At 46.6% G+C, this 14,124-nt stretch carries 17 protein-coding genes; 9 read left to right on the top strand and 8 right to left on the bottom strand.

Translation table 11 applies throughout. From position 1 onward, the window contains the following. Positions 1-609: 609 nt before the first annotated feature. From PPA03S_RS04585 to PPA03S_RS04600, 4 genes are all read right to left on the bottom strand, one after another. A complete protein-coding gene (locus tag PPA03S_RS04585; protein ID WP_062320312.1) occupies positions 610-1,341 on the bottom strand; it encodes a YdcF family protein in 732 nt (243 codons plus the stop codon). A gap of 52 nt (positions 1,342-1,393) precedes the next feature. Then, positions 1,394-1,945 carry a nucleotidyltransferase family protein gene (locus PPA03S_RS04590; protein WP_326100142.1) on the bottom strand — a complete coding sequence of 184 codons (552 nt, stop codon included), beginning with the start codon at positions 1,943-1,945 and terminating at the stop codon, positions 1,394-1,396. Positions 1,946-2,216: 271 nt separating this feature from the next. After that, complete coding sequence (locus tag PPA03S_RS04595; protein WP_245683509.1) at positions 2,217-3,074, bottom strand: DMT family transporter; 858 nt, start codon at positions 3,072-3,074, stop codon at positions 2,217-2,219. Between the two features lie 41 nt (positions 3,075-3,115). Beyond that, the gene (locus tag PPA03S_RS04600; RefSeq protein ID WP_062320315.1) at positions 3,116-4,081 is read right to left on the bottom strand and encodes a metallophosphoesterase family protein; all 966 of its coding nucleotides are present in this window, start codon (positions 4,079-4,081) and stop codon (positions 3,116-3,118) included. Between the two features lie 259 nt (positions 4,082-4,340). On the opposite strand from PPA03S_RS04600, the gene PPA03S_RS04605 reads away from it, so the two are divergent. The 3 genes from PPA03S_RS04605 (at position 4,341) to PPA03S_RS04615 (ending at position 6,913) form a co-directional block, all read left to right on the top strand. Continuing rightward, positions 4,341-5,111 carry a DeoR/GlpR family DNA-binding transcription regulator gene (locus tag PPA03S_RS04605; protein ID WP_062320317.1) on the top strand — a complete coding sequence of 257 codons (771 nt, stop codon included), beginning with the start codon at positions 4,341-4,343 and terminating at the stop codon, positions 5,109-5,111. A gap of 75 nt (positions 5,112-5,186) precedes the next feature. Then, complete coding sequence (locus PPA03S_RS04610) at positions 5,187-5,717, top strand: TetR/AcrR family transcriptional regulator (RefSeq protein ID WP_062320318.1); 531 nt, start codon at positions 5,187-5,189, stop codon at positions 5,715-5,717. A gap of 89 nt (positions 5,718-5,806) precedes the next feature. After that, complete coding sequence (locus PPA03S_RS04615) at positions 5,807-6,913, top strand: MFS transporter (protein WP_062320320.1); 1,107 nt, start codon at positions 5,807-5,809, stop codon at positions 6,911-6,913. 34 nt (positions 6,914-6,947) lie between these two features. On the opposite strand, the gene PPA03S_RS04620 is transcribed toward PPA03S_RS04615, so the two are convergent. The 3 genes from PPA03S_RS04620 to PPA03S_RS04630 all read right to left on the bottom strand — a co-directional run bounded on the left by PPA03S_RS04620 (position 6,948) and on the right by PPA03S_RS04630 (position 9,877). Next, the gene (locus PPA03S_RS04620) at positions 6,948-7,979 is read right to left on the bottom strand and encodes a formylglycine-generating enzyme family protein (RefSeq protein WP_062320675.1); all 1,032 of its coding nucleotides are present in this window, start codon (positions 7,977-7,979) and stop codon (positions 6,948-6,950) included. A 119-nt stretch (positions 7,980-8,098) separates the two neighbouring features. Beyond that, complete coding sequence (locus tag PPA03S_RS04625; protein WP_062320322.1) at positions 8,099-8,644, bottom strand: hypothetical protein; 546 nt, start codon at positions 8,642-8,644, stop codon at positions 8,099-8,101. Positions 8,645-8,764: 120 nt separating this feature from the next. Then, a complete protein-coding gene (locus PPA03S_RS04630; protein ID WP_174532107.1) occupies positions 8,765-9,877 on the bottom strand; it encodes an L-dopachrome tautomerase-related protein in 1,113 nt (370 codons plus the stop codon). Positions 9,878-10,037: 160 nt separating this feature from the next. Between PPA03S_RS04630 and PPA03S_RS04635 the strand changes: the two genes are divergently transcribed. From PPA03S_RS04635 to PPA03S_RS04660, 6 genes are all read left to right on the top strand, one after another. Next, positions 10,038-10,280 carry a hypothetical protein gene (locus PPA03S_RS04635; RefSeq protein WP_062320324.1) on the top strand — a complete coding sequence of 81 codons (243 nt, stop codon included), beginning with the start codon at positions 10,038-10,040 and terminating at the stop codon, positions 10,278-10,280. A gap of 11 nt (positions 10,281-10,291) precedes the next feature. After that, entirely contained in the window at positions 10,292-10,678 is a 387-nt protein-coding gene (locus PPA03S_RS04640) for a spore coat protein (RefSeq protein WP_062320326.1), read from the top strand. Further along, positions 10,675-11,811, top strand: a complete 1,137-nt coding sequence (locus tag PPA03S_RS04645) for a zinc-dependent alcohol dehydrogenase (RefSeq protein ID WP_062320329.1) — start codon at positions 10,675-10,677, stop codon at positions 11,809-11,811. The genes PPA03S_RS04640 and PPA03S_RS04645 overlap by 4 nt, the downstream gene beginning before the upstream one ends. 31 nt (positions 11,812-11,842) lie before the next feature. Beyond that, a complete protein-coding gene (locus PPA03S_RS04650; RefSeq protein WP_062320331.1) occupies positions 11,843-12,043 on the top strand; it encodes a hypothetical protein in 201 nt (66 codons plus the stop codon). Positions 12,044-12,054: 11 nt separating this feature from the next. Continuing rightward, positions 12,055-12,351 carry a spore coat protein gene (locus tag PPA03S_RS04655; protein WP_062320333.1) on the top strand — a complete coding sequence of 99 codons (297 nt, stop codon included), beginning with the start codon at positions 12,055-12,057 and terminating at the stop codon, positions 12,349-12,351. Positions 12,352-12,686: 335 nt separating this feature from the next. Continuing rightward, positions 12,687-12,956 (top strand): SunI/YnzG family protein, encoded by a 270-nt coding sequence (locus tag PPA03S_RS04660; protein WP_062320334.1) that lies wholly within the window; start codon positions 12,687-12,689, stop codon positions 12,954-12,956. A 191-nt stretch (positions 12,957-13,147) separates the two neighbouring features. Here PPA03S_RS04660 and PPA03S_RS04665 read toward each other — a convergent pair whose 3' ends face one another. Next, entirely contained in the window at positions 13,148-14,110 is a 963-nt protein-coding gene (locus PPA03S_RS04665; RefSeq protein ID WP_062320336.1) for a glycosyl hydrolase, read from the bottom strand. Positions 14,111-14,124: the final 14 nt, after the last annotated feature.

Genomic DNA, 14,124 nt, shown 5'->3' on the forward strand with positions numbered 1-14,124 from the left:
ACATACCATTCCGCAAAAGTTGTAAAGCAGTCTAATGATTATTTCTGATCAGATAATCATGGGTCATTCTCAAAAATTAGTTGTGGGCATCATTTGAATCCCTCAGCCGGATAAAATGCTTTTTGATTCTGCTCTTGGCTAGTAACTAATGCATCCTCTCATGTTTGTACCCCATTTATGTTTCAATTTTCCAACTACCTCATTGTACAAGATTCTTTCGATTGATGGTGTGTTCCAACAAAAAAACAGCCCCACGTACGCCGCTTTGGCATACGGAAGCTGTCTCAGTCAAACTAAACGCCCTGTAAATTTTCAGGAAGTAAAACATCTACATAAGTGGAAAGTTGGGTGCACTGATAATTCGGACGGATAGTTCACTCAACACTTGTTCTGTTCGTTCAAGGAGTTTGTCAATGTTGGTTGGCTCTGCAAAAAAAGAGTCTGGATCGTTTTCTATTGAAGATATATATTGTATCGTGCCGATAAATAAGACAATATCCAGTCCGGGATTCTAACAAAAAGGCAACGTTCACTCGATTAGGAGTTGAGCGTTGCCTTTTTGGGCTCGATATATTTTATTGCAATCCATTTCTGAACTCGCGCAATACCTCAGATAAACGCTTTAATCGCCGCAAAATACTCACGGATCATATTGATCGGTTTCAGATAACCCGGTGAAGGAGCCGATATGCCATATTCAGCGGCGTAACCGTTCTTGGCGGCCAGATACTTGGATCTGAACATATGATAGTCACTCGTGACAATCATGATCTCGGGATGCTCCAGCCCGGAGGCATCAATGATTTTTTTGGAAAAAGCCAAATTCTCCTGGGTGCTCGTTGATCGATCTTCCATAATGACTTGTGCGGGGCTAATGCCCTGATCAACAAGGTAGTTTTTCATGGCGAGTGCTTCCGGAATGGATTCTCCCGGCCCCTGCCCGCCGGATACAATCACTGGTGTCTGAGGATGACTGCGAATATAGTCCAGACTAGCATCCAGCCTTTGTTTCAAGGTCAATGACAATTCCGTCCCCTTGATGCCCGAACCGAGAATAATGACATAGTCTGCTTCTTCGGGATCATTCGCGCCAAGCTGAGTAAACACAAGGGCTTCGATAATGACAAACGAAACCGCAACGATTCCGAACCCGGTAAGCAGGATGCGTTTCAGCAGGATATGCCTTTGATAGTCAATCCGCCTTAACACGATAAAAGCGATAGTGATCATGCCAAAAAACTTCACCGCGAAGTTCAAGCCCCAGAAGACCAGAAAGAACACAAAACATGCAATGAAAATAAGATCAAGGATCAGCCCTTTTTCTTGTATAAACTTTTTCATAAATCCAGTAACACTCCTTCTTGAGCCTGCACTTCCGTCACATGCCCTTGATTCAGGATCTTATGATTGTAAGCATGGGCCACTGCTGCTGCCAGCACTTCTTCTCTACACGCTGATTATAGTCGTCTGCATCCGAGAAAAAAGGACTTTGGCGTACAATTAACGAATACAGATCCTCCAGCCCATGCGGGGCACAAATATCAACCTGCTCCTGTTTACCTAACCGTATACCTATGGCAGTAACGATTTCTGGCCAATATCGAAGAGCATCCTCTGTGGATTGATAGGGCTCGTTTCCATTACGCAGATGCATCCTCGCCTGATTTTTCACCGACCACTTGGAATTGCCCGTCTCCTCGCGAAGCCTTTGTTCCAGCAGCAGGTCCCGCTCCTCACGCATGTCTTCCGTATCGTAGTAAACCACATCAATATCGCTGTGCAGTTCGCGAAGAGGATAGCCATGAAGCACATCCCAGATATAATTACGAATATACCCCGCACCTATGTAACACTGAGGCAGATCAAGATTGCGAACCCGCCGTAGGTCCTGTATTAATTTTTCATGCTCCGTAATCGTCTGGATCAACTTTTCCTCATGCAGCATATAGCGTCTCTCCCTGTCACTCCGTCCTGATAATCGTAGAGCTATCATTACTCACTTTTACTTTACCGATACATTTCTAGTTTCCAATATATCATGTTTGAGTACCTGCGATAAAATAAACAAATCCCCTCTGGCAATCATCCTAAGCTCATCTGAACAGATGTTCCTTAAGATCATTTACCCTGAGGGGATTAATGAAGGGATGGTGCTTTGGAGTTGACAGGTGCACGGAAGCATGGGGAAGGACCGCACTAAGGGATCAGGACTTCGCTTATCCCCACATGCCAATTAGCAATATGCCGCCAAAAATAACGATCGAACAGAGAATACGCTTTTTCCCCTGCTGCTCTTTCAATAACAAAATACCGAGGAAGGCCGCAAATACCGTCCCCACTTCCCGAAGCGGGCCCAGTCTCGCCATCGGCGCCTGCTGTAATGCAAATAGAAATAATAAGTACGAACCTGGATTCAGCAGCGCTCCCAGCATAATGGTTGATCGGTTCTTCTTCCACTCCTGCCGCAGTTGGCGGGAAGCGAGCAGCGCCGGAGTCAATCCGGCAACAAAGCCAATGTTTGTCACTTCAAGTAACGACAGGGGAGAAAGATGCTCTAGATTCAATTTGTCCACGAACACATAACTGGTTGTACATAACCCTACACATAAGGCCATCAGAACCGGCTTTGATCCTGTTACCCTTGAGCCAGATTTGCCGTCTCTGCTTCCCACACCACTGAGCACCGTAAATCCTGCAATCATACAGGCAATACCGACCCAACCGAGCATGGACAACGTTTCTCCTAGAAAAGCAACACCGATCAATGGCACCAACAAGGTGCTCGTTCCCCGCATAATCGGATAAATCTGCGACAAATCACCCAATTCATACGTCTGCGACAGCAGCCAGGAATACAAGGCTTGCAGCGCCATCGATAACACGAGCAGTGCATAGGCTGGCATGGATAAAGGTTCACGTACCAGCTCAACGATAAGCACAGGCAGCAGTATGACGGTCGGAATCATCATGATGGACCATAAAAACACACTTTTGTTTAAACTGCGTTTGGTGAACATACTCCAGACCGCGTGAGCCATCCCGGAAGCGAGCACCAGAACTATAGGTAAAATCATAATCAAACGTTCCTCTCTAATCCCTTGCTCTTCTAAATTCTCTACTGTGCCGAAGTGCTCTCTGGTTGATTTTCTGGCTGTTCCCTCACGACAGATCCGTCTTCCAGTCGAAGCCAGGTATCAAAGCAATGTTGCCCCGCCTGCAATTGAATGACCCGTCCTCCCCGCAGCATACCTTCCCTTCCATATGTACTGTGCCCGCTCGAACGCCCGTAACAGAGACGAATGCCGTGGTAAGTCCCTTGAAAATCATTCACATGATCATGCCCGCAAAAGGTCCCCATCACATCACCCATCTCCAGCATTGCCGAGAACAGACCCGAGTTCACTTGGGCAGAACAGACAGGTTCGTACTTGCTGCCGTAACAGATCTGCGTGTCCCACATGGACTGATATTCAGGAATCGGGATATGAAAAAACGCCAGGGCTGGGAGCTTATCCTCGCGGCTGCGGCCGGGATTGACGCGTGTGGATTCAGACATCAGCCACTGGATCTGACTCTGCTGAATCCAACCATAACCGGGAATGGACTCGAACTGGGAATAGCTCCCTGAATCGAGTAAATACAACACTGCCGCCGGACGGCCATCCGCTCCGACAACCTCCAATGTGTAGTTGCCTAGTCCCGCAATCTCACGAGGCCCTGGTTCCGTCACGGTATGCGCATGCTCCTGAATCACATCCATTAATTTATCGGGGGTAATCCGATTCTCTGTATCATGGTTACCATACACAAAAGCCCACGGAATACCACGCTCTTCCACTACCGACACGGCATCCCGGAATGCCTGCTCCGGGTGTTCACATTCCTTATTGCCAGGATCGACCGGACCCGTGTAAATGACATCGCCTGTAAATACAACCAGATCGGGTTGTTCCGCTTCAATGACCGTTTTCATTAATTGCCGTGTCCGAAGGTCTTCAGGCCGCCCGTCCTTCCAGTGCAGATCGGTAAACTGCACGATTTTGAATGTTCCATTTCCTTGAAAAGCAAGCTGATGTTTCACCCTTTTTCCTCCCTGATAATCCATTGCCTATGGACTGATTTTTTAAATGTTGTTTGTTGTGGTTTTTCGTTGTTTTATATGATCTTATCGTCACATTATATTACTGTCAATACATATTAAGTACGGAATCCATTCTTCTTCCCCTCTCAAAATTGACAAGATCTTCTCTCCAACTTAAACTAATAAAACAACAACAATCCACAATATCTCACAACATAAATATACATTAACCTTGATTAAACTTCAGGAGGCACGACCCATGTCTTTAACGTATGAAGAACGCAGACATACCATTCTTACCCAGCTTGCTACCCAGGGAAAGGTTCAGGTTCAGGTTTTGGCGGAACTGTTTCAGGTATCGACGGAAACGATTCGGCGGGATTTGGATCGACTTGAAAAGGAAGGTGAACTACGCAAAGTGTACGGAGGCGCTGTACGTGTACGCTCAGGCATGATTGAAGCCCCTTTTCAAAAACGTGCGCAGCTTCAACTGAACGAAAAGCAGGCCATTGGCGTGGCAGCCGCCTCTCTGATTGAGGATGGAGAGACTGTAATGTTGGACAACGGTACAACAACGCTGGAGATCATCCGACAGTTGCGACATCGGTCTCAGGTGACCGTCATTACCAACTCCGTGCCCATTCTTGCCTGTGCACTAGAGGAGTTTGCAGGCAAAATCATTTTTGCCGGAGGAGAAGTCACCCCGGTCATACAAGCCTCTACCGGACCCATGGCTCATGAATTGCTGAGTCAATTCAAAGTCAACAAGGCGTTCATCTCAGCAGGCGGCGTATCGTTAACGGATGGGATCACCGATTATGTGCTGGAAGAGGCACTCATCTCCCGCAAAATGATGGAACGTGCCGAAGAAGCCATTTTGGTTGCTGATCACACCAAGTTTGGACGCTCCACCTTTGCACAGATTGCTCCTTTAAATCAAATATCAATGGTGATCACAGATGCTGGCTGTCCTAGAGAATGGGTAAAGACTCTGCACCAAATGGAAATCGAAATGGTTCACAGTATTTGACAATGTGGACCCTTTTCTATACTTTGGTAATATAATGATCGTTCTATCTTATTTGAAAGGAGAGTATGACTCCTAATGAGCAGCAAAAAGGAAATGCTGTTGAACGTGGCAGAGGAATTATTCTACCTCCACGGATTCCATTCCATCGGCTTGAAGCGAATTATCACCGATGCAGGAATTGCCATCATGACATTATATAATCACTTTGACTCCAAAGATGAACTCATTGTTGAAGTACTTCGGCGGCGCGAACAGCGTTATCTGGAACAGCTGCGGCAATATGCCGACAATAAAGCGCAGCCCGTTTTCGTCAATCTGGCGGAAGGACATGCACGCTGGCTGATGGAGCATGAGTCAAGGGGATGTTTGTTTTTGCGTGCGAAGGAAGAATTTGGCGGAGATACAAACCACGTGATTGTGCAAACCGTCAATGCGCACAAAAAACATGTAATCACCTTGATCAAAAAATTGGATCCCTCCGCAAGTGACCGTTCTCTGTTGCAATTTGTCCTGCTGCTGGAGGGTTCCACCGCACTCGCTGAGACAGAAAATGTAAATAGCGTGTGTCGGGAACTTATCCACATGACGCAAAATAGTTTCAAGTAGTCCAACATCGGGTGAGTTAGTAGTTCAACTCACTTTTTTTATTTACAAGAAATTATAATGATCGTTCTATCTAAAAGGCGGTGGATTTGATGAAAAAAATTATTTTTCCAGGGATTGCCCTTATCGCTGTATGTTATGCATTCGGGAGATTCAGCTATGGTCTGTTTATGCCGGAAATTTCGGAGTCACTTCAACTGAACGATGCCCAGTCCGGAGCAATCAACTCTGCAACCTACATTGCGTACTGTCTGTCCTTGCTCAGTGCTCCACTGATTATTAATCGCATTGGGCACTACCATGTTATTCAACTAGCGGGCGTTAGTGCTGTGCTCGGTTTATTGGGCATTGCCTTGTCTCCAAACGCATTTATTCTCACGTTAAGCGTATTTCTCGCCGGATTAAGTACAGGCTTGGCCTCTCCTGCATTAGGTAACACCGTCTATGCCGAGCTTACACCTGAGCAGCAGGCCAGGGGGAACAGCTGGATTAACACAGGTACCAGCTTTGGCATTATAGTTTCAGGTCCAATCTACTGGCTGTTCACTGAATATTGGCGGTTAACTTATGTCTTCTTCGCTGTTCTCGGTGTTGTGGTGGTGTTATGGAATAGACGCGTTATTTCCACACGCAAAACGGAGCCCTGCACCAAGTCCCTCTGGGCATGCATGAAGCCGACCAGACCCGGTATGGCTCTGCTCATGGCTTCCCTTCTGACAGGCATCAGTTCTGCGATCTATTGGACTTTTGCCCGGAACTTTCTCACGGACGAAAAAGGGGCCTCCGATTCGGAAGCCGTACTGTTCTGGATTGTGATGGGGGTTATGGGGATTCTCGGCGGGTGTGCTGGCCGGATTATTGATCGTATCGGGATGGGATGGTCCTATCGAATGGGCATTCTGCTATTGGCTGCTTCGCTCGGCGTTATCCTTCTTCCATCGATGACCGCCAGCCTGGTCTCAGCCGTCATGTTTGGCAGCACCTATATTTTTCTGACCAGTGTATTCATCGTGTGGGCGACCAGACTATTTCGTCCTAATACGTCCATCGGGATCAGCCTTGCTTTTCTCGCGCTTGGTGCGGGGCAGTTCCTGGGTTCATCCATAGCAGGCTACACTATTGAAATGTTTTCCAACACGACAGCTTTTCTGGCCTTTGCCGTACTGGGTCTGTTCGGTTTGCTTATTCGGGTGAAATAGCAGAGTCTTATTCTATAAACAAGCAGACTATAGACTATAGATCTGCTGCGCATCGGAATCCGATGTGTCCAGTAGATGTATCAGGCGTGTTGGGAATTCTCGCAGCCACCCTATAGCGATTGCAGTAGGAACGGTGGCATAGATAGGAACCCCCTTTTAACACTTTGCGATCATCACTAAGAGATCGTTCAGTGTCAGTGCCCGCAGACTTCTCGTGATCTGTAACGTAGCTGTCTGCGCACCACTCCCACACATTGCCTGACATATTGTATAGTCCGTATGCATTGGGAGGAAACGATTGGGATGGAGCTGTACCTGCATAACCGTCGGCAGCATTATTTTTCGTTGGAAATACCCCCTGCCAGATGTTGCAATAGTGCTGTCCATCCGGTCTTAACGTATCGCCCCAGGGATATTTTTTCTGAATCAGGCCACCCCGGGCTGCGTATTCCCATTCGGCTTCTGTAGGCAGTCGTTTACCCGCCCAACGGCAATAGGCATTGGCATCATTCCATGAGATATGAAGAACCGGATGATCAGAGCGATCGTTCACATTCGAATCGGGTCCTTCGGGATGAGCCCAGTCCGCACCTTCAACAACCCACCACCAGGGTGTCTGTTGTACCACGGTTCGAACCTGAGTCGCCGTTTTCGGAGAAACGAACAGATGAAAAACAAAAGTCCAGCCAAACCGCTCCGCCTCAGTCTGATACCCCGTCTCACGTACAAACTGTGCAAATTCCGCATTGGTTACCGTACAAGCGTCCAAATAAAAGGAGTTCACCTGAACTTCCCTGACGGGGCCTTCCCCGTCGGCGGCAAAAGCTTCAGGATCATTCGTGCCCATCAGGAAACGTCCACCTTCAATACGTATGCTTTCTTTCTTCTCTGCTCTATTGGTTAGAGCTATCTTGAAATCCGCTGTATAACGGGTATGACTGGATGGCTTGTCCTCAACAGCCTCTACCGATGCAGCCGTTTCCAACAGCAGACCCTTTTCCTTCAGCTTGCCTTCCCGGCTTGCCGCGCAGCAGCAGGAAGGTTTCTTTGGCAGCTGTTCATGCATCTCAAGCATCCCCTTCCATGGGTAGGTATAAGAATCGTTCTCCCTATTGTACACGGCAGGGCGGGGATTGGGATACGATTGTGTTGTCATTCCTTCTCCTACTTTTTTGAAAATTTCATTCAATCACGGTAACGATATGGCCTGATCATTTTCTCGTTCCAAACCTGTACTTCGATATAACGCTCCGGGCCGAGCTCACCCTGTCCATTCCATTCCTGAGGCCATCCATAGGATTGAATAACGTCCATAATTTCATCTTTGGTGTAGACCTGCTTACGGTAGGGTTTATCATCCATATAGCGCATCGTTGGAAACAAATCGCCGTAGGTAAAACTTACGGAATTAGCAGGCAGATCCTCCCATGAGATCGTGACCCAATCAGGTTCGGTATACCATGATTCCAACCAAGCACATGCACCCAGGGTCATAAAGTGAGGATAACGGTTGGTCGGTTTCCCACCTTTGGCAATAAACTGCTCGTATGCTTTCTGCTCAAGCGCTCTGCGAATCATCATGTAATCCGCTGATCGCTGACTGGCAAAATTCCGGCCTTCCTGCCGGATATGCTGCGCAACGACTTCTGCGTCCTGTTCGGACAGACTGGAGAGATTTCGGAATGGTCCAACACTTTTTTCAAAATAATGATACGCGTTCAGGTCTGTCATTCGAAACTCGCCTCGCCTCTTGAATGATAGATACGAAAAAAGGAACAGCCTGCCAACCTTCGGACTGCCCCATGCTATTTTCTATGCAAATTGAATCAACTTTATAAAGTGGGATATTTATCAATAGGTAGGCGCAGGTAATTCATCAATTTTAATACGAAGTAAACTATAGGGTTTTTGTCTCAGGTCTTTTCCATAATGAAATCTTGCCTGCCTATGTAATTGATTCACAATTACATATAAGTATTGATCCGGACCAATAGAAAAAGTATCCGGCCATAAAATTCTCGGATCATGTGCGATGGTTTCCATTACTCCATTCGGCAATATCTTTCGAATACTATCGTTTTCATAATCTCCAGCATAAACGTTTCCTTTTGCATCCGTTATCATTCCATCAGATGCACCTTTTTCTCCCCAATACTGCACAAGATCACTTAACTTGAAATCCGGTATCGTTCTGTCTCTTAACGATTCTGTTGAGATCGAGTATAGCTGGCGACTGGTTAATGGACAATAGAATAACATTTTTCCATCAGGGGAAATGGCTATCCCATCAGAGGCCAATCGAAAGGGAGATGTCGAACCATCCGCGTTTCGATTCATCAAAATTTGACCTTCCACTTTCGGCACAAAATACGGATCGGGTGAGGTTGAGCTTGCTCCATGCAACCGTCTATACGCATTTCCGTTTTCTAAATTTACGACGATAATAGCGCCTGGACCATTGGAAGAAGAATCCGTTATATATGCGTAACCTGCTTTTCCTACACGAAAGTCAAATCGGACATCATTCAGATACGTTGTCGGCAAGACTACATCATCTGCAAATGTATATACTTTTTTTATTGTATTTGTTTCTAAATCTACCGCGACTAATTTTGCCCCTCCTTTAATTGGCTCAGAAAAATTTGGTGCAGCCGTGTCCAGTACCCACAGGGTTCCCCTTCCATCTGCAACAACACTTTGGACACTGATGAAGGACATAACGATATTCAATGGGTTGATCAAATTCGTTTCTACATTAGGATAAGGTTGCATCTGACCCTCAACAATTTCCGCTACCGTAAATCTAACGTCATCTCCCCATTTTGGAAAGCAAATAAAGATACGCCCGGTTTCGGATACACTAACGCCTGTAGGCATAGCCCCATAAAATGAATAAACGAGTTCTAACTTACCGAAATATTCTTCCATAGGTAACATAGGTTGTATGATGTCCTCCCCAAACATATTTGAATAGATATTACCTATAATATGTTCAAGACATTTTCTAATACCTGGCTCTTAATTAATCTTTATCTAACCGAAACATCTCCGGCAACCATTTCAGTATAAGATTCGATGCATTGGAAAATCTAACGTTGATGAAAAAGGAGGTGATCCTTTCTAAATGACTAATCCAACGCTTGCCCCGCACGAATCGATGGAACTGCATGAAGCGTTAAACTTCAAAACGCTCTGCCTCGCTAAGTCGAAACTTATGCAAGGCCTGGTCTTTGACCAAGAGCTAAAAGCCTTAATGCAGAAAGACGTAACTCAATCCATACAACAGATCGCCGAGCTGCAAGCAAAATATGCAAGAGCTCCTTTCCAAGCACCCGTTCCGAATAATCCGACACCTATAACACATTAAGGGGAACTCAGATGAATACCGATTATTTAGACCCGATTAATTCATTAAATATGCCGGAAATGGCTGATATGACTTTTGCCATGGACTTCCTTCTTCGTGCCAAGGAGGGTGTGCGTAATTTGTCCATCGCCCTGACGGAAACGGCTTCACCGGATGTAAGAGCCCTGCTGCATAATCATCTTAAGCAGGGGATTGCCATGCACCAAGAAATCACGGAGCTCATGATTCGCAAAAAATGGTTCCATCCTTATGAGCTGAACGAACAGTACCAACTCGACCAACTTTCGGCGAAAAATACGGTGATGATCGGGCAGATGAATTTGTTCCCGGATGATACGTCACGTAAAGGGATGTTTGATCGGACCCCAGATGAACATATGGGAGGACATAAAGCATGAAGGCAGTAACATATCAAGGGATTAAAAATGTCGTGGTCAAAGAGGTCCCGGATCCGAAGATTGAGAAACCGGATGATATGATCGTAAAGATCACCAGTTCAGCCATTTGCGGTTCCGACCTACACCTTATTCACGGGATGATCCCTAACCTTCAGGAGAACTATGTCATCGGGCATGAACCGATGGGGATCGTAGAAGAGGTAGGCTCCGGCGTAACAAAGGTAAAGAAAGGCGACCGTGTGATCATCCCGTTCAACATCGCATGCGGTGAATGCTTTTTTTGCAAAAATCAGCTGGAAAGCCAATGTGACGAGTCAAACCAACACGGGGATATGGGCGCATATTTCGGATACTCCGGAACGACCGGCGGATATCCTGGCGGGCAAGCCGAGTATTTACGGGTCCCGTTCGCCAATTTTACCCACTTCAAGATTCCCGAAAACTGCGAACAACCTGACGAAAAGCTAAGCTTGATTGCCGATGCCATGACGACAGCATTCTGGAGCGTAGATAACGCCGGCGTAAAGAATGGAGATACGGTCATCGTACTCGGATGCGGTCCGGTCGGACTCCTGGCCCAGAAATTTTGCTGGCTGAAAGGAGCTAAGCGGGTCATAGCCGTTGACTATGTCGATTACCGCTTACAGCATGCGAAGCGAACAAACAAAGTGGAAATCGTAAACTTCGAACAGGATAAGAATATTGGCAACACTCTCAAGGAAATGACCAAAGGCGGCGCCGATGTCGTGATTGATGCGGTAGGAATGGATGGCAAGATGAGCGATCTTGAATTTCTAGCCAGCGGTATGAAACTGCAAGGCGGAACCATGAGCGCATTTATCATTGCATCTCAGGCGGTCCGCAAAGGCGGCACCATCCAAGTTACTGGGGTATACGGGGGACGTTATAATGGATTCCCGCTCGGCGACATCATGCAGCGAAACGTGAATATTCGTTCAGGACAAGCCCCGGTCATTCACTACATGCCGTATATGTACGAGTTGGTTACGTCCGGCAAGGTTGACCCTGGCGACATTGTAACTCACGTCATTCCGCTCAGCGAGGCCAAGCAGGGCTATGAAGTATTCGATACGAAAACGGACAATTGCATTAAAGTTATCTTAAAGCCTTGAATATGGATAGATACATGGGAGGACAATTCGAATGAAATCCAATTACGCTTTGCATGAGATACTCGAGGTGCATGAAATAGCTGCGTTCAAGACGGTTTGCATGACTAAATCTAAAACCATGCAAGCTCTGGTTACCGACCCGGAGCTCATGCAAATTTTGCAACAAGATGCGACATTATCACAGCAGCAGCTTCAAGAGCTCGGTGGAGTGCTGTCCAAAGTGACTCAATAGGAGATAAAAAAATGAATCCAATATTAGAACACATGACAGGGCTTCATACACTGACGGATGACGTCATCGCAATGGACCTTTTGATCAACGCCAAGAGCGGAGTCAGAAACTACGCCATGGCCGTGACCGAATGTGCCACCCCTGAAATCAAGCAAATTTTGATGAAACAGCTCGATGAAGCCATAGACTCTTATGAAAAGATATCCAATTACATGATACAGCATGGCTTATACCATCCCTACCATATTCCAGAGCAAATCCAGCTCGATCTGCAGAACATTCAGACCGCTATGAATCTTCCGTCCTGACACCGTTTTTTGCCCCGGCAAATTTCAGATAACAAAATGTTTCCGAAGGACAAGAATGCAACAATGCAATAAGGGCGGATACCCTCCGCCCTTGATTTAAGACTTTAGTATTTACTCAATCCCCGCGGCAATCTGTAGAATTCATTCAACTACCCTGTCTCGCTAGGCGTTCAAACAGGAAATAAGAACGACAATCTCTCGTTCCTCGCAAAAAGAGTGTATTTCTTATTCTGTAATCATCAGGTATAATTAACCCATGTATTACCATTTATAACGTTCGAAAACACTCCTTAGTATGAAGAGGACATAGCTGGGATATTATAGGGGGCTTTATTATGTTAGGCATCAAAGTACAGCAAGTAGAGAATCAACTCATCATCCGTTGGCAGCTTTCCAAAATAGAAATTCCCATCTCTGATATTAGAGCAGTTACCCTTGATGATACATATGGTGGAAGCGAGCCTTCAGCCGTCCGAATCGGCGCAGCCTACGGCGCTTCCGAGCGAATATTCATTCGTACAACCAATCAATCCTACATCCTGTTTACTTCCAATGAGGCTTTATTTCCAAAAATCAGTGCCATGCTATCCAAGAATGCGGGGTAAAAGCCACCCCATTGATGAAATAACGTCTCTGGGATTCGTTACATCTCAAAACGGTGCAAATGAGAGCGACAACGTCTGTCAGGTTTGTTAGGCCAAATTAACGCGAACAAGGGGCGTCCACCGTCATGTTCATGACTTATGGGACGCCCCCTTTTTTTAAGTTAATATAAGTCCAGATGATCGCCCTAACTCTAACTCCAACTCCACTTCGGTAATTGATCCAGGGTTATGACATATTCGCTATGGTATACTTCCTTCAAATACGATACAGCATTATGATTACCATCCCTCAGGAATCCACCCGTCCAGGTACAGAACCAGCTCCAGTGCACGCCCTGCTCTTTCATTTGCTTCGGATCAGGCATGGAGCCATTCTCCGCCAGAGCAATGATTTTGCTGTCATTCACCAGTGCACCCAGATTTTCATAACGTTTAGCTAATGGACTGTGATCCCCTGCTTCTGGATACACATCCACACTCACAATGTCCACCACATCGTCACCCGGATACCACTCCGGTTTTTCCGAGTTCCACACCCAGATCAGATTACCCAGCTCATACTTGTTGACCAATTGATCATACAGCAGGCGATACAGCTGTTTGGCTGGTTCAGGTCCCTTGGCTCCCCACCAGAACCATCCTCCTTCCGCTTCATGAAGCGGCCGGAATAACACTGGCACCCCGGCATCCTTCAGCTCTTGCAGATGTACGGCAATGGCATCGATATCCCGGATCAATAAGGTATACTCTTCCGATTCAGGGTGAGCCAGCGCTGAGGCGAGATCATAGGTGGTGGCGTCCGTATAGAAGCCGCGCCACCATTCTTTACCGGGCTCATCGATCAGATGAGCAGGTGCATTCCAGTGCCAACATAATGTCACAATTCCGCCCTGCCGATGCCATGCAATCGCGTCCCGAATCTCTTGGGAGATCGCACCGCGTGCTTTTCTTGATGGAGAATATTCCATGAGATCGAATCCGATCACCGCCGGCTTGCGGCCTGTGATCTCATTAATCCAGTTCAGATTGCCGTAATCTTGCTGACCCGACAGCACCCTTTTTCCATAGCGCTCTGCCAAATACGTCATCAGTTCGCTGGCCTCGGAAGTTGCTGCTTCATTCACCAAAGCATTGCTAATCCTGCTCTCCATCATCGTTACTCTCCCTC

The organism is Paenibacillus pabuli NBRC 13638, from assembly GCF_001514495.1.
GTDB lineage: Bacteria > Bacillota > Bacilli > Paenibacillales > Paenibacillaceae > Paenibacillus > Paenibacillus pabuli.

Excerpts from the sequence above, each read along its gene's own strand:
- PPA03S_RS04650 (WP_062320331.1), top strand. The coding sequence starts at position 11,843 with ATGAAATCCAATTACGCTTTGCATGAGATACTCGAGGTGCATGAAATA.
- PPA03S_RS04610 (WP_062320318.1), top strand. The coding sequence starts at position 5,187 with ATGAGCAGCAAAAAGGAAATGCTGTTGAACGTGGCAGAGGAATTATTC.
- PPA03S_RS04655 (WP_062320333.1), top strand. The coding sequence starts at position 12,055 with ATGAATCCAATATTAGAACACATGACAGGGCTTCATACACTGACGGAT.
- PPA03S_RS04660 (WP_062320334.1), top strand. The coding sequence starts at position 12,687 with ATGTTAGGCATCAAAGTACAGCAAGTAGAGAATCAACTCATCATCCGT.
- PPA03S_RS04595 (WP_245683509.1), bottom strand. The coding sequence starts at position 3,074 with ATGATTTTACCTATAGTTCTGGTGCTCGCTTCCGGGATGGCTCACGCG.
- PPA03S_RS04605 (WP_062320317.1), top strand. The coding sequence starts at position 4,341 with ATGTCTTTAACGTATGAAGAACGCAGACATACCATTCTTACCCAGCTT.
- PPA03S_RS04620 (WP_062320675.1), bottom strand. The coding sequence starts at position 7,979 with ATGCATGAACAGCTGCCAAAGAAACCTTCCTGCTGCTGCGCGGCAAGC.
- PPA03S_RS04665 (WP_062320336.1), bottom strand. The coding sequence starts at position 14,110 with ATGATGGAGAGCAGGATTAGCAATGCTTTGGTGAATGAAGCAGCAACT.
- PPA03S_RS04625 (WP_062320322.1), bottom strand. The coding sequence starts at position 8,644 with ATGACAGACCTGAACGCGTATCATTATTTTGAAAAAAGTGTTGGACCA.
- PPA03S_RS04590 (WP_326100142.1), bottom strand. The coding sequence starts at position 1,945 with ATGCTGCATGAGGAAAAGTTGATCCAGACGATTACGGAGCATGAAAAA.
- PPA03S_RS04635 (WP_062320324.1), top strand. The coding sequence starts at position 10,038 with ATGACTAATCCAACGCTTGCCCCGCACGAATCGATGGAACTGCATGAA.
- PPA03S_RS04585 (WP_062320312.1), bottom strand. The coding sequence starts at position 1,341 with ATGAAAAAGTTTATACAAGAAAAAGGGCTGATCCTTGATCTTATTTTC.
- PPA03S_RS04645 (WP_062320329.1), top strand. The coding sequence starts at position 10,675 with ATGAAGGCAGTAACATATCAAGGGATTAAAAATGTCGTGGTCAAAGAG.
- PPA03S_RS04640 (WP_062320326.1), top strand. The coding sequence starts at position 10,292 with ATGAATACCGATTATTTAGACCCGATTAATTCATTAAATATGCCGGAA.
- PPA03S_RS04615 (WP_062320320.1), top strand. The coding sequence starts at position 5,807 with ATGAAAAAAATTATTTTTCCAGGGATTGCCCTTATCGCTGTATGTTAT.
- PPA03S_RS04630 (WP_174532107.1), bottom strand. The coding sequence starts at position 9,877 with ATGTTTGGGGAGGACATCATACAACCTATGTTACCTATGGAAGAATAT.